This is a genomic window from Natronococcus sp. A-GB7 (assembly GCF_029688865.1).
In the GTDB taxonomy this organism is placed as follows: Archaea; Halobacteriota; Halobacteria; order Halobacteriales; family Natrialbaceae; genus Natronococcus.
Map to the genome: position 1 here is coordinate 1 of NZ_JARUKV010000045.1, position 22,942 is coordinate 22,942.

The 22,942-nt window shown below is 65.7% G+C and carries 19 protein-coding genes; 15 read left to right on the top strand and 4 right to left on the bottom strand.

All coding sequences use genetic code 11. The annotated features are described in order from the left end of the window. Positions 1–159 precede the first annotated feature (159 nt). From QA609_RS23370 to QA609_RS23400, 7 genes are all read left to right on the top strand, one after another. Positions 160–1,737: an ABC transporter substrate-binding protein gene (locus tag QA609_RS23370; RefSeq protein ID WP_278305028.1), complete on the top strand. Its 1,578-nt coding sequence runs from the start codon at positions 160–162 to the stop codon at positions 1,735–1,737. A gap of 121 nt (positions 1,738–1,858) precedes the next feature. Next, positions 1,859–2,848 (top strand): ABC transporter permease, encoded by a 990-nt coding sequence (locus QA609_RS23375; RefSeq protein WP_278305029.1) that lies wholly within the window; start codon positions 1,859–1,861, stop codon positions 2,846–2,848. After that, positions 2,845–3,843: an ABC transporter permease gene (locus QA609_RS23380; RefSeq protein ID WP_278305030.1), complete on the top strand. Its 999-nt coding sequence runs from the start codon at positions 2,845–2,847 to the stop codon at positions 3,841–3,843. The genes QA609_RS23375 and QA609_RS23380 overlap by 4 nt, the downstream gene beginning before the upstream one ends. A 1-nt stretch (position 3,844) precedes the next feature. Beyond that, positions 3,845–5,128 carry an ABC transporter ATP-binding protein gene (locus tag QA609_RS23385; protein WP_278305031.1) on the top strand — a complete coding sequence of 428 codons (1,284 nt, stop codon included), beginning with the start codon at positions 3,845–3,847 and terminating at the stop codon, positions 5,126–5,128. Next, a complete protein-coding gene (locus tag QA609_RS23390; RefSeq protein ID WP_278305032.1) occupies positions 5,125–6,729 on the top strand; it encodes an ABC transporter ATP-binding protein in 1,605 nt (534 codons plus the stop codon). The genes QA609_RS23385 and QA609_RS23390 overlap by 4 nt, the downstream gene beginning before the upstream one ends. 112 nt (positions 6,730–6,841) lie before the next feature. Further along, positions 6,842–7,201: a hypothetical protein gene (locus QA609_RS23395; RefSeq protein WP_278305033.1), complete on the top strand. Its 360-nt coding sequence runs from the start codon at positions 6,842–6,844 to the stop codon at positions 7,199–7,201. A 38-nt stretch (positions 7,202–7,239) separates the two neighbouring features. Then, a complete protein-coding gene (locus tag QA609_RS23400; RefSeq protein ID WP_278305034.1) occupies positions 7,240–8,163 on the top strand; it encodes a DMT family transporter in 924 nt (307 codons plus the stop codon). Between the two features lie 9 nt (positions 8,164–8,172). Here the strand turns inward: QA609_RS23400 and QA609_RS23405 are convergent, their stop codons facing one another. Next, positions 8,173–8,433 carry a hypothetical protein gene (locus tag QA609_RS23405; RefSeq protein ID WP_278305035.1) on the bottom strand — a complete coding sequence of 87 codons (261 nt, stop codon included), beginning with the start codon at positions 8,431–8,433 and terminating at the stop codon, positions 8,173–8,175. 377 nt (positions 8,434–8,810) lie between these two features. Next, the gene (locus tag QA609_RS23410; protein ID WP_278305036.1) at positions 8,811–11,039 is read right to left on the bottom strand and encodes a CDC48 family AAA ATPase; all 2,229 of its coding nucleotides are present in this window, start codon (positions 11,037–11,039) and stop codon (positions 8,811–8,813) included. A 186-nt stretch (positions 11,040–11,225) separates the two neighbouring features. Between QA609_RS23410 and larC the strand changes: the two genes are divergently transcribed. Then, positions 11,226–12,662 (top strand): nickel pincer cofactor biosynthesis protein LarC, encoded by a 1,437-nt coding sequence (larC, locus tag QA609_RS23415; RefSeq protein ID WP_278305037.1) that lies wholly within the window; start codon positions 11,226–11,228, stop codon positions 12,660–12,662. A 227-nt stretch (positions 12,663–12,889) separates the two neighbouring features. Here larC and QA609_RS23420 read toward each other — a convergent pair whose 3' ends face one another. Next, positions 12,890–13,438, bottom strand: a complete 549-nt coding sequence (locus QA609_RS23420; RefSeq protein ID WP_278305038.1) for a hypothetical protein — start codon at positions 13,436–13,438, stop codon at positions 12,890–12,892. A 673-nt stretch (positions 13,439–14,111) separates the two neighbouring features. Continuing rightward, entirely contained in the window at positions 14,112–14,558 is a 447-nt protein-coding gene (locus tag QA609_RS23425; protein ID WP_278305039.1) for a hypothetical protein, read from the bottom strand. A 1,379-nt stretch (positions 14,559–15,937) separates the two neighbouring features. On the opposite strand from QA609_RS23425, the gene QA609_RS23430 reads away from it, so the two are divergent. From QA609_RS23430 to QA609_RS23460, 7 genes are all read left to right on the top strand, one after another. Beyond that, entirely contained in the window at positions 15,938–16,183 is a 246-nt protein-coding gene (locus QA609_RS23430) for a hypothetical protein (protein WP_278305040.1), read from the top strand. Then, positions 16,173–17,159 (top strand): Gfo/Idh/MocA family oxidoreductase, encoded by a 987-nt coding sequence (locus QA609_RS23435; protein ID WP_278305041.1) that lies wholly within the window; start codon positions 16,173–16,175, stop codon positions 17,157–17,159. Before QA609_RS23430 ends, QA609_RS23435 begins: the two co-directional genes overlap by 11 nt. A 51-nt stretch (positions 17,160–17,210) precedes the next feature. Beyond that, positions 17,211–18,227: a glycosyltransferase family 2 protein gene (locus QA609_RS23440; protein ID WP_278305042.1), complete on the top strand. Its 1,017-nt coding sequence runs from the start codon at positions 17,211–17,213 to the stop codon at positions 18,225–18,227. After that, on the top strand, positions 18,224–19,303 hold the full coding sequence (locus QA609_RS23445) for a DUF354 domain-containing protein (RefSeq protein ID WP_278305043.1): 1,080 nt from the start codon (positions 18,224–18,226) through the stop codon (positions 19,301–19,303). The genes QA609_RS23440 and QA609_RS23445 overlap by 4 nt, the downstream gene beginning before the upstream one ends. A 31-nt stretch (positions 19,304–19,334) precedes the next feature. Beyond that, positions 19,335–20,228: a polysaccharide deacetylase family protein gene (locus QA609_RS23450; RefSeq protein ID WP_278305044.1), complete on the top strand. Its 894-nt coding sequence runs from the start codon at positions 19,335–19,337 to the stop codon at positions 20,226–20,228. A 273-nt stretch (positions 20,229–20,501) separates the two neighbouring features. Next, positions 20,502–22,001 (top strand): alpha,alpha-trehalase TreF, encoded by a 1,500-nt coding sequence (treF, locus tag QA609_RS23455; RefSeq protein ID WP_278305045.1) that lies wholly within the window; start codon positions 20,502–20,504, stop codon positions 21,999–22,001. Positions 22,002–22,106: 105 nt separating this feature from the next. Next, positions 22,107–22,862 carry a sulfite exporter TauE/SafE family protein gene (locus QA609_RS23460; protein ID WP_278305046.1) on the top strand — a complete coding sequence of 252 codons (756 nt, stop codon included), beginning with the start codon at positions 22,107–22,109 and terminating at the stop codon, positions 22,860–22,862. The last annotated feature ends 80 nt before the right edge of the window (positions 22,863–22,942 follow it).

Below are 22,942 nucleotides of genomic sequence, written 5' to 3' on the forward strand. Positions count from 1 at the left end.
GGTATCAGCCGGAGCAACCGAGCGATCGTCCGAAAACTCGAGTTGAGTTGTAGATAGTTGTGCAGTATCGCCTCTCGCTGTCGATATCTGAACGGATCTGGCGCAAAATCGCGTAACAAACAACCAACTTTTATAATGAATACCCCTATTTCATAGGGTATGAAGGGTGCTGACAACCTGTACTCCGGTCGGCGATCGGTACTGAAAGCGACCGGAATCATCGGTGCAACGGCCGGTCTGGGTGCTATCGCGGGCTGTCTCGACGATCCGACCGAAGGCGAGAACGGGGACGTCGACGAACTCGTGATCACGCAGGGAGAGTTCATCGAGAATCCGGACCCCAACGACCACATCACGGGGCCGTACTTCAACGTCCTCGACCCCGTCTACGAGCCGCTGTTCAACGTCACGCCGGAGTTCGAGTTCGAATCCCGAATCGTCGAGGACTGGGAGGACACCGACGACGGCGCCGAACTCACGCTTCGTGACGACGTCGTCTTCCACAACGGCGACGAGATGACCGCCGAGGACGTCGCCTACACGTTCAACCGGATGATCGATCCCGACGTCGGCATCGAGAGCGACCAGGCCGCCGGGCTGGGTGCGATCGAGAGCGCCGAAGCGCTCGACGAGACGACCGTCCTCTTAGAGCACGAGGTCGCGCCGTCGCTCGCGGAGTTCGAGTACGCCAACTACGGCCGCGTCGTCAACGAGGAGTGGATCGAAGAGCAGGAACAGCCCGTCGCCGGCGACGACGAGGAGGCGTTCAACGGCACCGGTCCGTACCAGGTCGTCGAGTACGAACCGGACGTCCAGCTCGTCCTCGAGCCCTTCGAGGACTACTGGGGCGAGGAAGCGACGTTCGAACGCGTCGTCTTCAACGCGGACGGCGAGTCCAGCGGTCGCGTCAACGCGCTCCAGACCGGCGAGAGCGATATCGTCGACAACGTCATCCCCGAGGACGTTCCGGACGTCGACGACGAGGACGGTATCGAGATCCGCAACGAGACCAGCCTGCGAAACGTCTTCCTGGTGATGAACACCGGCGTCGAGCCGTTCGACAGCATGGAGTTCCGCCAGGCGCTGAACTACGCCGTCGACAACGAGGGGATCGTCAACGACATCCTCGGCGGCTACGGCGAACCGATGACCCAGCCGATTCCCGACGGCGTCTTCGGCCACAATCCGGACCTCGAGCCCTACGAACAGGACGTCGACCAGGCCGAGGAGTTGATCGAGGAGAGCGGCTACGCGGGCGAGGAGATCACCCTCTACGCGCCGGAGGGCCGATACCTCAACGACGCCGACGTCGCCCAGACCGCCGCCGACCAGATCGACCAGCTCGAGAACGTCGACTGCGAGCTTGACATCGTCCCGTTCCCGGACATCTCCGACGCCAACAGCGCCCCCTACGACGACGACGAGATGCCGTTCTACCTCATCGGGTGGGGCGTCATCACCGGCGACTCCGACTACGGTCTCGCGCCGTTTTTCACCGAGGAGGCGCCCCAGGAGACCTACCGCAACGAGGAGATCTCGGACATGATCTTCGAGAGCCAGACGATCGAGGACGAGGACGAACGCGAGGAGCTCCTCCAGGAGATCAACGAGCAGCTCCGCGACGACGCCGCCTGGGTGTATCTTCACTCCCAGGACAGCGTCTACGGCGTCCGCGAAGACCTCGAGTGGGAGCCACGAACGGACGAGGACATCCACCTCTGGGAGATCGATAGCTGAGGTCACCTCCGGACGGGAGTGGGGGAAGAACGGAACCGGTTCGATTGGCGTTCCGGAAGAATCAGGTACTTCCGGCAAAAATTCGCAGACCGATACCGCCGTGGTACACGATTGAGAGACAATGGCTTTCGGAAAATTCTTGCTCAAGCGCTCCTTGCAGGGAGTTCTCGTCGTCTGGGGGGTCGTAACGGTTCTGTTCGGGCTCCGGGCAGTCACGCCCGGTGACCCGGTCAACCTGATCGTCGACCCGGCCGTCGACCACGAGACCCGCGAACGGATCCGACAGGAGCTCGGCCTCGACCAACCGATATACGTACAGTACTTCGAGTATTTACAGGATCTCCTCGTCGGCGATCTGGGCTACTCCTATCAGTCGAGTCGGCCGGTTACGACGATGGTCATAGAGCGCGTCCCCGCGACGCTGGAGTTAGCGATCGCGGCGACGATCGTCGCTATCGTGATCGCGATCCCGCTGGGTGTCATCAGCGGCACGCGACGCAACGAGCCGGCCGACTACGGCGCGACGTCGTTCTCGCTGGTGGGGATCAGTACCCCGAACTTCTGGCTCGGGATCATGCTCATCCTGTTGCTGGCCGTCCAGTTAGACGTCTTCCCGACGGGACGCCGTCCCGTCGCGTTCCACGACGCGCTGTGGATGTTCCTGACGACGTTTTACGTCGGTGACCTGCTCACCTGGCTCCACCACATCATCCTCCCCGCGGTCACGCTCGGGACGTACTTTACGGCCCTGATCACTCGGCTGACCAGGAGCGGGATGCTCGACGAGTACGGCAAACCGTACGTGACCGCGACCGAGGCGAAGGGGATCCCCGAGACGCTGGTCCGGTACAAACACGTGCTCCGAAACACGATGATTCCGATCATCACCGTCCTGGGGCTGCAGCTCGGGACGCTGATCGGGGGCGCGGTCGTCACGGAGACGGTCTTCTCCTGGCCCGGGCTCGGGCTACGGCTCATCGCCGCGATCCACAACTTGGACTGGCCGCTCATCCAGGGCATCATCATCTTCGTCGGCATCAGTTACGTGATCATCAATATCGGCGTCGACGCGATCTACGCGAAGCTCAACCCGCGGGTGTTAGACGAATGATCTCCGATCGAATCAAATCTAATCTCAGACAGGAGTTTCGCTCGAGCCTGCTGCCGAAAGTCGGGCTCGTGATCCTGATCGCCATCGTATTCATGGCGCTGTTCGCGCCCGTCCTCGCGACGCACAATCCGAACACGACAGGCCACTTCGACGACGGCAACGCCTACCCACCGATAGGGGTTAGCTACGACTCCTACGAGGTCGTCGACGGCGAACGGGAGACCTATCCCGTCGAGTTCTCGAGCGATCACTACCTCGGCACGAACAACGTCGGACAGGACGTCTTCTCGAGGCTGCTGTACGGCGCCCGAACCTCGCTGCTCGTCGGGGTGCTCGGCACGGGGCTGGCGGTGTTGATGGGGGTCCCGTTCGGTCTGGTGTCCGGCTACTACGGCGGACGGATCGACGACGCGATGATGCGAGTCGCGGACGTCATGCTCGCGTTCCCGTCGCTCGTGCTGGCGCTCGCGCTGATCGGGGTCTTCGGCTCGATGTCGATACCCGTTCCCGATCCGATCGTCGCGGCCGGTTTCGCCGAGGGGATGCCATCCGCGACCACCCTCCCCGGAACCGTGACGCTCGTCGTCGGGCTCGTCACGTGGGTGTGGTTCGCCCGTGTCGCCCGCGGCGAGGCGATGGCGATCCGCAACGAGGAGTACGTCAAGGCCGCCCGCAGCCTCGGCGCGAGCAACGCGACGATCCTGCTCAAACACGTGTTGCCCAACAGCCTGACGCCGGTGATCGTGCTCGCCACGATTCAGGTCGCCGCGATCATCCTCCTCGAGAGCTCGCTGTCGTACCTCGGTTTCTCGGGGACGACCCTCTCGTGGGGGTACGAGATCCAGCAGGGCCAGGACTACCTCCGAACGGCCTGGTGGGTCTCGACGGTCCCCGGAATCGGGATCGTGCTGTCGGTGGTCAGTATCAACCTCCTCGGTGACTGGCTCCGGGACTCGCTGGATCCGAACATCGAGGGCGAAGGAGGGGGTGCCTAACATGACAGAGGATATTCTCCGCGTAAACGGACTGTCGACGCGATTCTTCACTGAACAGGGACAGGTAAACGCGGTCTCGGATCTCGACCTGCGGATCGAACGGGGCGAGGTGTTCGGGATCGTCGGCGAGAGCGGCTCCGGAAAGAGCGTCACCGCCCGATCGGTGATCGACCTCATCGAGTCGCCCGGCGAGATCACCGACGGCGAGATCTGGTTCAACGAACCCGACCTCGCCGACGCGGTCGCCGACGACCACCCCGAGGCCGTCGACGGCTCGTTCGTGAACCTGCTCGAGGTGCCAGAGCGGGTCCGGCGGTCGCTTCGGGGCTCGTCGTTCAGCATGATCTTCCAGGATCCCGAGAGCAGCTTCAACCCGAGTCTCACCGTCGGCGAGCAGATCGCCGAGGCCGTCGAAGTTCAACGGCGGGCGAGCGCGAACCCTCGGTCGACGCGGGCGAAGACCCAGGAGTACTCGCTCGGGTCGCTGATGCTGTCGACCGTGTTACCCTCGAAGAAGTACGTCAGCGAGGCCAGCCGCGAGCGAGCGATCGAGCTGCTCGAGCTGGTGGGCATCCCCGACCCCGTCGAGCGGGCCGACGAGTACCCCCACGAGTACTCCGGCGGGATGCTCCAGCGGGCGATGATCGCCCAGGCGTTGGCCGGCGAACCCGACGTACTCGTCGCCGACGAGCCGACGACGGCCCTGGACGTGACGATCCAGGCCCAGGTGCTCGACCTGCTCGACGAGCTCCAGGAGGAGACCGGGATGACGATCCTGCTGATCACGCACAACCTGGGCGTCGTCGCCCGGATGTGTAACCGCGTCGGCGTCATGTACGCCGGCGAGATCGTCGAACGAGGCACCCTCGAGGACGTCTTCGACGACCACGTCCACCCCTACACCGAGGGACTGCTGGGGTCGATTCCAGATCTCGAGGGAGCGGGAGGCCGCCTCGAGCCGATTCCGGGCAACGTTCCGAGCCTGCTCGACCACGAGATGCCGGATCGGTGTTACTTCGCGGATCGCTGTCCGAAGGCGATGGAGGACTGCCTCTCTCATCCTCCGGAGTACGAGGGAACGGGGAGCGAGGAACACGAGGTGCGCTGTGTACTCGCGACCCAGGAGTACACCGAGGCGCGCGCACTGCCGGCCGACCACTTCGGAAAGGACGACCGGACGGCGGTCGACAAACACGCGGACCCCGACGGGTTCGAGGACGACGTCCAGCCCGAGCGGGCCGAGTCGACCGTCGAGGGATCGGGAGCGGGAGGTGAGCGCCGATGAGCGCCGACGACCCTCTCGTTCGAGTCGACGGGCTCGAAAAGTACTTCTGGGAGAACGACACCGTCCTCGATCGACTGCTCGGCGACGATCCGGTTCCGGTTCGGGCCGTCGACGGCGTGAGCTTCGACATCCGTCCCGGCGAAACGCTCGGACTCGTCGGCGAGTCCGGCTGCGGGAAGTCGACCACGGGCGAGACCGTCCTTCGCCTCCAGGAGCCGACCGACGGCGACGTCGCCTTCGAAGGCAAGAGCGTGTACGACCTCGAGGGCAAGTCGCTGACCGAGTTCCGGCGGAACGCCCAGGTCGTCTTCCAGGATCCGTTCTCGAGTCTGGATCCCCGGATGACGATCGGCGGGATCGTCACCCAGCCACTCGAGATCCACGACTGGCCCTGGACCGACGCCGACGTCGAGAGTCGCGCCGAGTTGCGAACCGACGGCATCTCCGCGGACATCGTCTCGGTGACCGTCGACGACGACATCGACAAACTCGTCTCGCCGGTCGACGGCGTCGCGACGGTCCACGTTACCGTTCGCTCGAGCGACGTCGCCGGCGACGCCGATCCCGACGAACGGGGCGTCGCCGCGGCCGAGGGCGTCGTCGCGGAGGTCGCCGAGGACCTCTCGATCGCGGTCGAGCGCGGCGACGGGATCGAGGTCCACGTCTCGGTCGATCGATCGACCAAGGAGCTCCGGCTCGACCGCGCGCGGGACCTCCTCGAGCGGGTCGGGCTCTCGGTCGATCAGCTCGATCGCTACCCCCACGAGTTCTCCGGCGGCCAGCGCCAGCGCATCGGTATCGCCCGCGCGCTCGCGCTCGAGCCGGAGTTCATGGTGCTCGACGAGCCGACATCGGCGCTGGACGTCTCGGTCCAGGCGCAGGTGCTGAACCTGCTCGACGATCTGCAGACGGAGTTCGACCTTACCTACCTGCTGATCAGCCACGATCTCTCGGTGATCCGCCACGTCTGTGACCGGGTCGCCGTAATGTACCTCGGCGAGATCGTCGAGGTCGGTCCCGTCGACGAACTGTTCGAGGATCCGAAACACCCCTACACGCAGGCGTTGCTCGACAGCGTGCCGCGGGCCTCGACCGACGAGCGCGACCGCGAGCGCGAGACCCTCTCGGGGGACGTCCCCTCGCCGCGGGATCCCCCCAGCGGCTGTCGGTTCCGGACCCGGTGTCCGAAGGTGATCCCGCCGGCCGATCTCGAGATCGACCAGGAGGCCTACCGCGAACTCATGACGCTTCGCGAGCGCGTCGAGAGCCGCGATATCTCCCTGGAGACCGTCGGCGAGGACGAGCAGTTCGACCTCGAGAACGGAGCGGTCTCGGAGGCCGACGTCGACGCGTTCGTGGCGGCGCTGAAGGATCGACTGCTCGAGACGACGCTCCCGCCGCGACAGGACGAGATCGTCGAGGGCGCGCTGGCGTCGGTTGCGGCGGGCGAGTGGGATGTGGCAGCCGAGACGCTCCGGGAGGAGTACGAGAGCGTCTGCGAGCGACAGAACCCGGAACTGGGTGCCGATGCCCACCCGGTCGCCTGCCACCTCTACGACGAACCGGTCGATCGACTCGAGGAACGGACGCCGAATCGGTAGCCGGAGCCGAATTGAGGGTTTGTGAGTTGCGTGATCGTTGCGAGTGAAAGTCAGACACGGGCCAAACCGTTTTGGCAGCAGGTGTAATTGTAGACGGTGGCTTCTCTCAACTATGACGCAGACGCAATCTCGTATGGAAGCTGCCTGTTCGCTGTTAGCCGAGTCCGAGCGGCGGTACCTCCTCTACCAGCTTGCCGAGACGCGACGGGGCAACCTCGAGGACATCGTCTCCGAGATCGCCGCCTGGGAACTCGAGGAGGGAGCTTCGGTCGACTCGGAGTACAGACAGCAGGTGTACGTCTCGCTGATTCACAACCACCTCCCCCGGCTGGCCGATTACGACATCGTCGACTACGACCTGCGCAGCGGCGACATCGTCCTGGCGGAGGGGTTCGACGATATCCGACCGCTGCTCGAGCAGTTCAAGCAGACCGAGTCGGAACCGGAGCTCCGCGAGACGCCCCTGCCCTGATCCGAAACGCATAGCACGTCGCCCGTGAAACGGCGACCGTGAGCCGCTACCGAAACCTCGCTCTCTTCCTGGTTCTTGCCGCCGCTTGGGGTAGTTCGTTCGTCGCGATCAGCGCGGGACTCGATCACTTTCCGCCGGTGTTGTTCGCGGCGCTTCGCTACGACATCGCGGGCGTCGTGATGCTCGCGTACGCGGTGTACGCCGTCGATCACTGGCGTCCCGTCGGACGCGAGGAGTGGGCGACGGTCGCCGTCGGGGCCGCGCTGTTGATCGGCGCCTACCACGTTTTCCTCTTTGTCGGCCAGCAGCACACGACTGCCGCGGCTGCGGCGGTGCTGGTGAGTCTCTCTCCGGTATTGACGACCGGGTTCGCGCGGGCGCTCGTTCCATCAGATGCGCTGTCGCCCGTCGGCGTCGCCGGCGTCTGCGTCGGCCTCGTCGGGGTCGTCGTCGTCGTCCAGCCCGACCCGTCGAACCTGTTCGCGACCGACGCCGTCGCGAAGCTACTGGTGTTCTGTGCGGCCGCGGCGTTCGCGCTCGGCAGCGTCCTCACGAGGCGCCTCGACGGCGATCTGCCGATCGAGACGATGGAGGCGTGGTCGATGCTCGGCGGGGCCGCCCTGATGCACGTCGTGAGCCTCGGCCTCCGAGAGCCGTTCGAGCCGACCGCCTGGACCGGTCTCGAGGCGATCGGCGCGCTCGCGTACCTCTCGATCGTCGCGAGTGCGCTCGGCTTTCTGCTGTACTTCGATCTGCTCGAGCGACTCGGCGCCGTCGAGATCAACATGGTCTCCTACGTCGCCCCGGTGTTCACGGCGATCGTCGGTTGGCTGTACCTCGGCGAGGTGATCGACGCGGCGACCGTCGTCGGGTTCGCGCTGATCGCCTGCGGGTTCGTCCTCGTGAAGCGTCGCGCGATCGGTCAAGAGGTCGCCGCGGTCAGACGGTGGGGATCGAGCTGACGGCGCGCCCTACCGACCGTGCGTGTGGCCGACGTAGAGCGCGGCGAGGTTGAGCCCGAGCAGGGCCAGAAACGTGGCGGTCTCGGCCGCCGTCGACAGGCCGGTCGCCAGCAGCGGTACGTACAGAAAGGGGAGCACGATCGCCGTCCAGAAGCCGGTCTTTCGAACGGAGTCGGCGACGTGGGGGGCGAGTCGTTCGAGGAGCCGATCGCCGTCCCGTCCCTCGGCGCTCTCGGCGCGGGAGTCGTGGGTCGTTGAAGAGTTAGCCATCGAAACACCTGACCACGCCTCGCACTCCCATCCGGCGCCACATATATCGGCGCGACCGTTTCGATCGGTTGTGTACGGTTCATTCGAATAAGGCTCGAACTGAACCGAACCGAACACCGGCTCGCGGCCGGTGAAACCGGTCGCGTCCGCAACGCGCCCTCAGAGTCACGGTCCGAGAACCTGACCATGTAGCTAGAGATTCCGACCGTTCGGTCGAGCGAACGAACGATCGAACCGTCGGAAACGAACGTCGAACCGCCGAACCGACCGACGGCGCGGCGTTGTCGCGGGAACGAAACCGTTCGGAAACCGAATCGGTAGCGATCGAATAGCGCGTAAACCGAACCCTATCGTCGGCAAAAACGGACGCCGAGCCGCTACTGGAACCCGATCCGGCTGCCGCGGCGACCGGTCGGATCCGGTCCGCTCGAGCCGCCCTGGAACTCCTCTTCGATCCGCTCGTAGTAGTCGAGGATGTCGTCGGTGATCGTCGGGCGGACGTTCTCCATGGCCTGGCGGAAGTGGCGCATCTCGACGGTGTCGGCCTCGTGGTCCTCCCGGAGCGCTTCGATGGCTGCCTCGCGGGCGATCGACTCGAGGTCGCTGCCGACGTAGCCGTCGGTGATTTCGGCGATCTCCTGGAGGTTGACGTCCGCGGCCAGCGGCGTCCCCTGCGTGTGGATGTCGAGGATCCGCTTGCGGCCCTCCATGTCTGGTTCGCCGATCATCACCAGCCGGTCGAACCGCCCCGAGCGCAGCAAGGCGGGGTCGATCATGTCCGGTCGGTTCGTCGCGCCGATGACCATCACGTTCTCCATCTCCTCTAACCCGTCGAGCTCGGTCAGCAGCTGGTTGACGACCCGTTCGGAGACGTTCGACCCGGTCTCGCCGCCCCGGCCGGGCGCCAGCGCGTCGAGCTCGTCGAAGAAGATCACCGTCGGGGAGACCTGCCGGGCCTTCCGGAACGTCTGGCGGATCGCCTTCTCCGATTCGCCGACCCACTTGCTGAGCAGCTGCGGCCCCCGAACCGAGATGAAGTTGGCGTTGGTCTCGTTGGCGACGGCTTTCGCCATCAGCGTCTTCCCGGTGCCGGGCGGTCCGTACAGCAGGACGCCGGCCGGTGGATCGATCCCCAGTCGCTGGAACCGTTCGGGGTTGTTCAGCGGCCACTCGACGGACTCCTGAACCTGCTCTTTGGCGCTGTGGAGCCCGCCGACGTCGTCCCAGGAGATCTTCGGCAGCTCGACGAGCACCTCCCGCATCGCCGAGGGCTCGACCTCGTTCAGGGCGCCACGGAAGTCCTGGCGCTTGACGATCATCCGGTCGATCAGGCTCGGCGGGATGTCCTCCTCGTCGAGATCGATCTCGGGTAGGTACCGGCGCAAGGCCTTCATCGCGGCCTCCTTGGTCAGGGACTCGATGTCGGCGCCGACGAACCCGTGGGTCTCGTCGGCCATGTGAGCGAGATCGACGTCGTCAGACAGCGGCATCCCGCGGGTGTGGATCTGGAGGATCTCCTCGCGACCCACCTCGTCGGGGACGCCGATCTCGATCTCGCGGTCGAACCGGCCCGGACGGCGAAGCGCGGGGTCGACGCTGTCGACCCGGTTGGTCGCGGCGATGACGATCACCTGCCCGCGGGCCTCGAGGCCGTCCATCATCGTCAGCAGCTGGGCGACGACCCGGCGCTCGACCTCGCCGGTGACGTCCTCCCGTTTGGGCGCGATGGAGTCGAGCTCGTCGATGAAGATGATCGCGGGTGACTCCTCGCTCGCGTCCTCGAAGATCTCCCTGAGCTGCTGTTCGGACTCCCCGTAGTACTTCGAGATGATCTCCGGTCCCGCAATGGAGAAGAAGCTCGCCGAGGTCTCGTTGGCCACCGCCTTGGCGAGCAGGGTCTTCCCGGTGCCGGGCGGGCCGTGCAACAGCACGCCCTGTGGCGGCTCGATCCCCAGTTTCTTGAAGATCTGGGGGTGTTTCATCGGCAGCTCGACCATCTCGCGGACCCGCTGGATCTCGTCTTGCAGGCCGCCGATGTCCTCGTAGGTGATCCCGCCGCCGGTCTTCTCGAAGCCGCTGATGGGCTCCTCGCGAAGCTCGACGTCGGTGTCCTCGGTGATGAGAACGACCCCCTCGGGCTCGGTCTCGACGGCGATCAACGGGATCGCCTGCCCCGGCGAGCGCATGAAGGGGTGGTTCGTCGAGCTCATCACGGGGACGATATCGCGGCCGACGACCGGGCGCTTGAGGATCTGGCGTTTGACCATACCCGCGGCGTCGGAACCGAACTGGACCGACGCCTCCTCGGGCGGCGCGAGGACGAGTTCGTCGGCCTTCGTCGCTTCGGCCTTCCGGATCGTCACTCGCTCACCGATACCGACGTCGGCGTTCTGTCGGGTGAAGCCGTCGATCCGGACGGTGTCCGTGTTCCAGTCCTGTCGATCCGCACGCCACACCTTCGCGGCGGTCGTATCCGCGCCTTCGATCTCGATGATGTCGCCCGGACTCAGCTTTAGATGCAACAGCGTGTCCGGGTCGAGTCGGGCGATACCGCGACCCGAGTCGTTCGGGTACGCTTTCGCAACCTCCAGTTGGACTTCGTTCATGATTCGGGATGGACGGCGATGTCAGTGATTCCGATTCGGTACCGGATAGGCTTTTTGCTACCGTGAACCCACACCGTGCTAGTTGTCACCACATCTAACTGAGGTGCCAAGACACATAGAGGTACCGCCTTCGGTCGCGGCCCGCAAGAGGGTGGCTTTTTGCCCGCGCCAGCCGCCCCTACGAGTATGCACACGCTCGCGTTCGACGGCCGACTGGGCGCAAGCGGCGACATGATCCTCGCCGCGTTGCTCGACGCCGGCGCCGACCCGGCCGCCCTCGAGCCCGTCACGGCGGCGCTCGACCTCGAGTACCGGATCGACGACACCGTCAAGTGCGGAATCGCGGCGACGACCGTCGACGTCGTGTTGACCGACGCCGACGAGGGCTCCGGCTCGAGTTCCCACGACGGGAGCCACGGTCACCTCCACGACCACGACCGGAGCGACTCGGAGTCCCACGATCACGGCCACGGTCACGTCCACGACCACGGCGATGGCGATTCGGATCAGCACGACCACGGCCACGTCCACGACCACGGCGACGGTGATCCGGATCCGCACGATCACGGCCACGTCCACGACCACGGCAACTCGAGCGACGCGATCCCTGCCGAGGGCCACGGCCCACACCGGAGCTACCTCGAGGTCCGCGAGATCGTCGAGGGGATGGGCCTCGACGAGGCGGTCGAACGCGACGCCCTCGCGATCTTCGAGCTGCTCGGCGAGGCCGAGGCGAGCGTCCACGGCGAATCGCTCGAGGACATTCACTTCCACGAGGTCGGCGCCGACGACGCCATCGCGGACGTCATCGGTGCGGTCGCGCTCGTCCACGACCTCGGAGTCGAGCGGATCGTCACTACCCCGCTGGCGACCGGGGGCGGTAGCGTCGGCATGAGCCACGGCGAGTACCCCGTCCCGACCCCCGCGGTCGTCGAGATCGCCGAGCGTGCCGACTGGTCGCTGCGGGGCGGTCCCGTCGACGCCGAGTTACTGACGCCGACGGGCGCGGCGATTCTGGGCCACCTCGCCGACGGCGTGGAGTCACTACCCGCGCTGGAACTCGAGGGCTCGGGCTACGGCGCGGGCGGCTACGACCTCGATCCTCACCCCAACGTGCTCCGAGCGCTGGTGGGCGACGGCGGCCGCGAGCTCGTGCGAGACGATATCGCCGTCCTCGAGACGAACCTCGACGACGCGACGCCGGAGGTGCTCGGCGGCCTCCAGGAGACGCTCGCGGACGCGGGCGCACGCGACGTTTCGATCGTTCCGGTGACGATGAAGAAGTCTCGACCCGGCCACCTCGTAAAGGTAATCTGCAAACCCGAAGACCGCGAGCGCGTTGCCCGAGCGCTCGCCGAGGAGACCGGCACCCTCGGGATCAGGGAGGCCGGCGCGACCCACCGCTGGATCGCCGACCGGGCGTTCGAAACCGTCGAACTCGAACTCGAGGGCGAGCGCTACGAGGTGACGGTCAAACTCGCGAGCGACGCCGACGGTGAGATCTACGACGTCAGCGCCGAGTACGACGACGCCGCGCGGGTAGCTCGAGAGAGCGGCCTCCCGGTTCGGGAGATCGCTCGCCGCGCCGAATCCCGACTCCTGGACGAAGAGATCGAGCGTTGACGAGACGGCGTTCGATCGACGGCGGCCGCCGATTCGTTCGCGGCTTCGACCGGTTCGAACACCGCCGGCCGGATCCAGACGAACGACGAGAACTCGGTCGGGTCGTCGAGTCGGAACCCCATGCTCGCGGGTGCGAAGCGCCCGTTCACACGGTCGGTGAGATCGTTGGCCTCACGCCACTCTCGAGGAGCGAACGGCAAAACCGTGGGCGAGTAGGGCGGAGTAGTTCACTCGTCCTCGTCGCCGGTGTCGTCGATCGGGATCGAGGTCGGATCGTCCCGGTGGTCTCCGGACGACGTGGTCGAGGACTGTGATACGTTCGTCGACTGTGAGACACTCGAAGACTGCGAGACGTTCGTCGAACGGGTAACCGACGTACTGCTACTGGTCGACCGCGAAACGGCCGTGCTTGTGTCGTCCGGGAACTGGTCACCGAAGTCGCCGGCCTGGACGGTCGACGTCGACGTCGATCGGGTGCCGCCGGAGATCGTGGTCACCGAGAGGTCGATGTCGTCTTCGGCATCGACGAGTACTTCGACGTGTGTTACGCCGGTGTCGGGATCGGTTGCGTGGGTCACTACACCCCACTGGAACGTCTCCGTCTCGCCGTCGCCTGGATCGTCCCCGTCAAGGAAGTCACTTGTCGCGTCGGGAGTCGCGATCGTCGCGACGGAGACGCTGTCTTCGGACTCGACGGTTATTTCGACGTTCGTTTCGCCGGTTGCAGGCACGGTCTCGTGGGTTACCGTTCCCCAGGGAAATTCGGTTTCAGTCATGGTGTAGTCTCTGACGGCCGGCCGGTCGCATCACTCGGACGGGCTACGAGCGGTTTCACTCCCCCGAAACGGCAGCAGGAGCTTTCAGTTCGAGGAGTACCCCGCTCGCTTTCCGCCGGGTCGTGTCGGTTCCGTCTCCATCGAGAGCGCTCGAGCGGAACCTCACTAGCTCGTCGGTCGGTCCGATTCGGTTTGAACAGCCGAAATCGTTTCACCGGTAGTCGTCGCTTGAACGCTCGAACGAACTGCCGACCTCCCATAGGGAGAGACAACAACTTGCTACTGGCCGGAAGCGGCCCAAAACACGTTGACACTCGTGACACATCCCCGGGTCGCTACTGTTGTCCAGCCCGACAGCCGGATGCTTTCGACGGGACGACACCGGCGACACGATCCGAGACTGGCTCACGGGATGTGAGAGACGAGGTACTGAGACGTGAATCCGAGTACCGTTACGTCGAAATCGACGGGCTTGCAACCGACCCTGTTCGTGGCTCCGTGTCGACGTCGTTATAGTAGTCGTTGAAATCCCTCCCGTCCGCTTGGCGAGACCGCTCGGGAATTCAACGGCTGACGGAGACGTACCTACTCGAGATCGGCTCAAAAAAGCGGGCGGAACGAAAGCGATTCCATCACCCGGTCGAGAGATCGGTTTACTCCTCGGGTACTCGCGTTAGCTCTGGCTCTGGGAGTTCGAGTTGTACTGCTCGTTGTTGCCGATAGCCGTCGCCGTGCCGCCCTTACCTGCCGACGCTTTGGCGTTGCCGCTGTTGTACGCCTTGTTGGACTGATACACGTTCTGGTGTTGCTGCTGGCTACCTTTTCGCCTGTGACCGCCGTGCTGGCGCTGTTCGTTCCAGTTCCCCTGGACGTTGGAGCCCTCGGCGTAGGCGTCTCCATACTTGCCTGCCGTCGCTTTGGCGTTGCCGCTGTTGTACGCCTTGTTGGACTGGCGCACGGTCTGGCTCTGTCGCTGATCTCGGCCTCTCCGGTGATGTCGGTCTTTCCGGTGATCTTTTTTGTGATGGCTGGCTGCAGCAGTTCCGGCGGATCCGGTGAAGAGCAGTCCTGCCACGAGTGCCGTAATGCCGCGTCGTGAGTATTTTTCTTTGTCGCTCATTTTTTCTTCTCCGAGCACGTAGGGGCCGATGGCGTCGCCACTGGCTTTGACTCTTGGTGGCGCCCCGCAGTTCAGGGCGTGTGTCGCCACCTCCCCGTGAGTGCTCGTTTTGGCCGTCTATGGTGCCCGTATTAAACCACGACCATCGTTTCAGCAGTGGTCGAATATACTGCACGACAAGCCTCCCTTTGAGGCGCGGAAACGGTCTTGGTTTCTAGGAAAGAACTCCGGAGTTTCATCGAGTGGACTATTATACTATACTACGTACGAAACGGAAACACGATACTCCTCGAGCTGAACGAGCAGCGTACCGATACCAAAGAAGGCTGTTTCACGGGACGATTCGGCCATCGAACCGGTTATCTCATCGCGACCGCCGGCAGAAGCGGTCGAATCGGATGGAAATTAGGGGCGTATCTTACGAGGAGAGTCGGTTAGCGTATCATCGTCGACTACAGTTCGGAGTTCAACGACGTGCATATGTTACATCGTGTCATGATTGGTGTTATAGCAGTGGACAAGACAAGTATACTATATGTAGTGACAAACGATAAATTGTTCTGCAACAGTTCCGGTAATCGAGTGTGACCGACGAGGTTTCGACGACGGTCCCGAGTACCGACAGCTCGTCGCGAGTGGATCGTGACAGGCGAGAGTTCGTCCGACGGGTGCTGGAGGAATGCCCGCCACCGCTGAATCACCGTCCGTCCTCGAGCCTGAGACCTCGACCGCCGGGAGGACGAGTTCCCGATCGACGGTACGGCGATCGATACCGACGGATCGGTGGCTGCTCGCACTCGAGTGGTGAGTACGATAGCCGAACGTCACTGTCGTCCCACGGGAGCCCCGACAGCCGGGTCGGCAAACGCCGTGAACAGCAGACCACCGAACGGTTCGCGGTATCCCCTCGATCGTGTGTACGTCCCGCTCGTCGATCCCCTCGCAGTAACGGTTTCGGCCGGCCGACGCCCGCCGGCCGACGAGCAGCGTGGCTGGAGTGTGACTGTACCGACCGGGTCGGTCGAGTCGTCGGAACCGTTTCGCTCCCGCTGCGGTCTCGAAACGATGGTTTCTGACCTCTCAACCAGGAGTAATACCGATATTCGAAATCGGACGGTCGACCGTCGATCTATCGATACTGCCGGTTTGCGACCGCCTCTTCGATACCTACTGGTGGGTTTCGAATCGAATCCGAGACGTCACGTCGTCGGAACGACCCACGACCGCCCTCGAGCGCTCACCGACCACGGGTTCCCCGCTCCGTGAGCGACGCCACGTCGGCGACCGAGACACAGTGACTCGTTGTGCCAGAATCGAACGTGTTAACGCCCGGAACGATCGTTTCGGCTTTTGAAACCCTCTGCCCATGGTGAGAGAACATGAGCGAGGGATTACAAAGCGAGCGAGCGTCGCCCACCGAGACGGTCGGCTACGCGTACCGCGCCGGCTCTCGACGGTCGAGAGCCGGGGCCGATCCGGTCGCCGGACCGGAAACGGTCGTCTGCGACGACGTCGCTGACGGCGATCGGTCCCAGATCGGCGGTCTCGTGCCGATCCGTGAACGAACGCGCTCGGAGGCCGGCCTCGACCACCTGACGGAGGTGACCGCGTCCGATGACGGCTGAACGCCCGCTCGCCGTCGGCGTGATCGGCGTCGGCACGATGGGCCAACACCACGCCCGGGTGTACGACGACCTCGAGGAGGCGACCCTCGTCGGCGTCTTCGACGTCGACGCCGAGCGAGCGAGGGCCGTCGCCGAGCGCCACGGAACCGTCGCCGTCGGTCTCGAGACGCTGCTCGAGCAGGTCGACGCGGTCTCGGTTGCGGTTCCGACGGCACACCACCACTCGGTCGCGACGACCTGTCTCGATGCCGGAGTCCCGGTTCTCGTCGAGAAACCGGTCGTCGACGACCCCGAGGACGGCCGGGAACTCCTTGCGAGAGCCGATGCGGCTGGCGTCCCCGTCCAGGTCGGCCACGTCGAGCGGTTCAACCCGGCCGTCGAAACGCTCGCCGAGATCGTCGAGGGGTTGTCGGTCGTCGCCGTCGCCGCGCGCCGGCTCGGCCCGCCGCCCGCCCGACGGATCGAGGACAGCGCCGTCCTCGACCTGATGATCCACGACATCGACGTCGTCCTCGCGCTGCTCGGCGAGGAGCCCGTCGGCGTCACCGGCTGTAGCGCCGCCGGAAACCGCCACGCCGGCGCCTTGCTCGAGTTCCCCGAGGCGATGGCGTCGCTGACCGCGAGCCGGTTGACCCAGCGCAAGGTTCGCACCCTCGAGATCGTCGCCGAGCGGTGTCTCGTCACGGTCGACTACCTCGAACAGTCGATCGAGATCCATCGGCGCTCGGTCCCCGAGTACGTCGAACGCGCGGAGGGGGTCCGGTTCAGACACGAGAGCCTGATCGAGCGAGTTCGGGTCCCGAACGACGAACCTCTTCGAAACGAGCTCGCGTCGTTTCTCGAGGCCGTCCGAACGGGATCGACCCCCGAGGTGACGATCGACGACGGACTCGCCGCACTCGAGATCGCACGACGTATCGAGGACCAGGGGCGTCCCGAGCAACCGAGGGTGGACGTGGAGGTTCCTCATGACTGAGTCGAGCGCACGCGACCGGTCGCGGCGACCGAACCGGCGAGGGTCGAACTGATGTACGGCGGACGAACGATCGGCGTCGTCGTCCCGGCGTACGACGAGTCGGGGTTCGTCGGCGACGTTCTCGAGACGATTCCCGACTACGTCGATCGCGTCTACGCGGTCGACGATCGCTCGAGGGACCGCACGTGGGCCGAAATCACCGATCGCGCGACCCGACTCAACCACGACGCGGCGACCGACCGCGACCGGGGCGCGCTCGTCGGGAACGCGGCGTTCGAGCAGTGGATCGTTCCGATCCGCCACGAGCGAAACCGCGGCGTCGGCGCCGCCATCGCGACGGGGTACCGTCGAGCGCTCGCCGACGGGATCGACGTGACGGCCGTGATGGCCGGTGACGGGCAGATGGATCCCGCGTACCTGCCTGCGCTGCTGGATCCGATCGTGAACGACGGGGCCGACTATGCGAAGGGGAACCGACTGACCGACGGCGCCTACCGGGCCGAGATGCCCCGGTTCCGGCTGGTCGGGAACGGGATCCTGACCGTTCTGACCCGGATCGCCTCGGGCTACTGGCGGATCGGCGATCCACAGAACGGGTACACCGCGATCTCCCGGCGCGCGCTCGACGCGCTCGACCTCGGCGCGGTCTACGATCGGTACGGCTATCCGAACGACCTGCTCGCGCGGTGTAACGCCGCGGGGTTGCGCGTCGCCGACGTTCCTATCCCCGCGCGCTACGGCGACGAGGAGTCGTCGATCGCGTACGCGACGTACGTGCCGACGGTGTCGGTACTACTCGTCCGGACGTTCGTTCGGCGACTCGCGAGGCGGTACCCCCTCCGGGAGCGCCACCCCGTCTCGCTGTCGTACGTCCTCGGAGCGCTCGCCCTCGGCGGGAGCGTCCTCGAGGGGGTGCGGTGGACTCTCGATCGCCGATCGCGGACCGACGATCGGGCGTCGATCCCGTTCGGACGCGTCGCGTTCCTGTCGATCGCGGGGACGGCACTGCTGGCGCTCGCGACGCGCCTCGAGAAGCGCCTGAACGCACATCTGGAGGTGGTTCGATGAGCGAGCGCGTCGTCGTCACGATCCAACACCCCGCCCACGTCCACTTCTTCAGACACGCGATCGGCGAGCTACGCGAGCGGGGGTACGACGTTCGCGTTTTCGTTCGGGAGCGCGAGTTGGCCCGCGAACTGCTCGAGGGCTACGGCATCGCCCACCAGCAGGTCGCCGGTCCTGCACGATCGGCGCTGGGACTGCTCTCGGTCCAGCCCCGCTACGAGTACGAGATCCTCCGTCGCGTGCGCCGCCTCGAGCCCGCCGCGATCGTCGGGATCGGCGAGCCGGCAGTGGCCCACGCGGCGAGGATCGTCGACGGCGAGGGGATTCTCTTTACGGACACGGAGCACGCGGCGTTGCAGAACGCCGTCTCGCTTCCGCTGGCCGATCGACTCTACACGCCGACGGCGTTCTGGGACGACTACGGCCGCCACCACCGTCGGTACCCCGGCTACCACGAACTGGCGTACCTCCACCCCGACCGGTTCGTTCCCGATCCTGCGGGGCTGGCCGGGGTCGGCGACGAGGAGCCGCTCGTCGTGGTCCGACTCGTCTCCTGGACGGCCGCTCACGACGTCGGCCGGAGCGGACTGTCCGACCTCGAGCAAGTGATCGACGGTCTCGAGCGCTTCGGTGCGACCGTTCGCGTCACCGCGGAGGGACGGCTACCGCCGTCCCTCGAGGCCCGTCGACTCGCGACCGCCCCCGATCGAATTCACGATCTGCTCGCTCGAGCCGACCTGTTCCTCGGCGAGGGTGCGACGATGGCGACCGAGAGCGCGCTGCTCGGGACGCCCGCGATCTACGTCTCGGGACTTCGGGCGGGCGTTCTCGAGGAGCTCGAGGGTCGGTACCGGCTACTGCGGTGGCTCTCTGCGGACGTTCGTCCGGCCGAGGTTCTCGCGCACGCGCGAGAGTTGCTCCGGATCCGCGAGTCGACCTGGACGCGTCGGCGGCGACGAGTCCTCGAGGAAACGGTCGACACGACGGACGTCATCGTCGGCGCCGTCGAGGACGCCGTCCGCGGCGAGCGGTCGAGGGAGCCGGCGGCGCCGACCGCTCCGGAAGTGGTCCGACGATGACCGAAACGGTCGTTCCGGAGGTGGTCCAGCGGTGACCGATACGGCCGTTCCGGGGGAGTTCGCGCTCTGTCTCACACACGACGTCGACCGTGTGTACAAGACCTATCAGTCGCCGTACTACGCCGTCCTCGAGCGCGATCCCTCGCACCTGCGCTCGCTCGTTACCGGCGAGCGACCCTACTGGCAGTTCGAGGAGCTGATGGCCCTCGAGGACGAACTCGACGTCCGCTCGTCGTGGTACGTCCTCGACGAGCAGTCGCTGCTGCGCGATCGGTCCCCGCGGGAGTGGCTCCGGCCGGAGAGCTGGAAGCTGTACGCGGGGCGGTACGACCCCACGGATCCGGAGCTCGCCGATGTCTTCCGAGCGCTCGAGCGCGGCGGCTGGGAGGTCGGACTGCACGGCTCCTACGAGTCCGCGGACGACCGGGAACGGCTGCGAGCCGAGAAGCGAACGCTCGAGGGGATCCTCGAGGGGAGCGTGGTCGGCGGCCGCCAGCACTACCTGAACCTGGCCGGCCGGCGCAGCTGGGAACACCACCGCGCGATCGGGCTCGAGTACGACGCCAGCTACGGCTCGAGCACGAACTACGGGTTCGACGGGCGCTACGACGTGCTCCGTCCGTTCGACGACTCGTTCGTCGTCTTCCCGCTAACGCTGATGGAGCGGGCGCTGCTCCCGTCGGCGCCCTCCCTCGAGTGGGCCTGGCGGGAGTGTCGACGGCTGCTCGAGGAGGCCCACGACCACGATGCGGTGATGACCGTGCTCTGGCACCCCCGCTACATGAACGAGAACGAGTTTCCCGGCTACCGCACGCTCTACGAGCGGCTGATCCGCGAGGCGAGGGCGATGGGGGCCTGGATCGGCCCCTGCCGGGAGTGTCACGAACTGCTCGAGGCTCGGCGGGAGGCGTCGTCCCAGCGGTAACCGGTACCGTCGACGAAGGACCAAGTCGAACGGATCGACGAAAACCACATCGACCTATCCGGCCTCGTGAGAGGCTGCATCGACGAACGTATGGAATCCAGTTCCGCCGATTAGCGCGGCTGCGAAACCGAGTGACGCGATTCACGCCCGCCCCCAGAACGCTCCGCGTTCTGGTGTGCGCGCAAGACCTGTGGTCTTGCGAACGCCGTGCACGGCGCGATTCTCTCGCTGTTTAAGGATAGATTGAAATGAGTTACTACAACAGTAACAAACATGTCCTCGTTCGCGACGTATCCACAGCTCGCCGGCGAACTCTTCGAGCGGGTGCAGCTCTCGGAAGCGTTCGACGACTCGAAGGCGTTCGTCGATACGATTCCCGAGGACGAGGCCGAGGCGATCAGGAACCGCTTCGAGCGCGAGCGAACCGAGCCGGAGTTCGACGTCGAGGAGTTCGTCATCGACGCCTTCGCGCTTCCGGAGGATCCCGTCACCGCCGCCGATCCCTCGAGGACCTCGATGGAGCGCTACATCGACGAGCTGTGGAAACACCTCATTCAACAGCCGACCGAGGAGCCCGAGCAGAGCACGCTGCTTTCGGTGCCGGGTCGGTACGTGATCCCCGGCGGACGGTTTCGGGAGAGCTACTACTGGGATACCTACTTCGCCGCGACCGGACTCGCCGTGACGGGACGGATCGACCTCATCGACGAACTCGCCGAGAACAACGCGGCGCTCATCGAGGAGTACGGCTGCGTCCCGAACGGGAACCGTCTGTACTACTCGAGCCGATCGAACCCGCCGATGTTCTGTCACCTCCTCGACATCCTCGAGAACGAGCGCGGGCTCGAGGCGGTCCAGCCCTACCTCCCGGCGCTACGGCGCGAGCACGAGTTCTGGACGGACGGCACGGAGACCGCGACGGCCGACGACCGGGGCACCCGTCGCGTCGTCCGCACCGACGAGGGGGTGCTCAACCGGTACTGGGACGACCGCGCCGCTCCGCGCGAGGAGTCCTACCAGGAGGACGTCACCCTCGCCGATGAAACCGAGCGACGGGACCGACGACTCTACCGGGACGTCCGGGCCGCCTGCGAGTCCGGCTGGGACTTCAGCAGCCGGTGGCTCGCCGACGACGACGATCTGACGTCGATCCGAACCACGGAACTGCTCCCGGTTGACCTGAACGCGCTGTGTTACGCGATGGAGGAGAAGCTCTCGCAATGGGAGCGAACGGCCGGAAACCCCGATCAGGCAGAGCGCTACGCTCGAGTCGCACACGAGCGGCGGCAGGCGATCGATACCTACTGCTGGGACGACGAGGCGGGCTTTTATTTCGACTACTGCTGGACCGAGGGCCACCGGACCGACAGCTGGTCGCTCGCGGCCGTCGTCCCCCTGTTTTGCGGACTGGCGACCGACCGGCAGGCGGCCGCAGTCGCGGCCCACCTTGAGGAGCACTTTCTCCACTCGGGCGGGCTGGTGACGACGCTGACGGAGTCGGGTGAGCAGTGGGACTACCCGAACGGGTGGGCGCCGCTGCACTGGATGGCCGCCGTGGGCCTTCGCCAGTACGGCTACGACGAGCTGGCGGAGACGATCGCCGGTCGCTGGCTCGATCTCAACCGCGACGTCTTCGACCGTACCGGGCTGATGCTCGAGAAGTACGACGTCACCGGGGGCTCCGACGCCGGCGGGGGCGGGGAGTACCCGCTGCAGTTCGGCTTCGGCTGGACGAACGGCGTCGCACTCGCGCTGCCGTCGTTGTTCTACTAGCGCGATCCGCTACCGCGCTCGAGAGAACCGTTCGCAAGCGCCGCGACCGTTGACAAGCAAGGCGAACCCCTACCCTCGCCTACCGAGTACCGCCGACCGAGATACGTGGTCGTCGCTACCGAAGTGCTGGTCGCGCTGGTCGCCCTGGCCTTCCTTGGCGGAATCATCGTCGCCACGATCGGCCCCGGCGGGATCCTCATCGTCACCGGGCTCTACCTCACGACGTCGCTCTCGAGCGCCGAGGTCGCGGGCACCTCGAGTGCCGTCTTCATGATCGGCGCGGTACTGGGTAGCGCCATCTACGCGCGCTCGGGCGAGATCGACTGGTGGATCGCGGGCGTCGTCAGCACGGCCGCCGCTGGCGGCACCTGGGTCGGCGTGCAGGCCAACGCCTTCCTCTCGCGGGCGCTGTACGGGCTCGTGCTGGCCGCGCTGCTCGCCGTCGTCGGCGTCACGATCGTGTACCGAGAGTACCACGACCTCGAGTCGCGCGTCGAACTCGGGCGAGGCGGGTGGGACACCGTCGGCTTCGTCGCCGTCGGGCTCGTGATCGGCGTCGCCGGGGGACTGCTGGGGATCGGCGGTGCGGCGCTGTCGGCGCCCGCGTTAGTGCTGGTGGGCGTGCCGATGCTCGCGACCATCGCGATCACGCAGGTCGTCGTCGTCGCGACGGCGCTGTTCACGGCCGTCAACTACCTGCTGCTGGACGCGATCGTCACCTCGCTGTTCGTCCCGATCACGCTCGCCTACCTCGTCGGCGTCGGGATCGGCTGGTGGGTCGCCCACCGGACCGAACCGGGTCGGCTCAAGTTCGCGCTCGGCGTAGCGCTGATCGGACTGGCGGGCTCGCTGGTCGTGTAACAGCCGAAAAAGTAGTCCGGCTACGTCGATCAGTGCACGGATCAGCACGGAGAGTGGATCCGAAGTGGAGAATTTGTCAC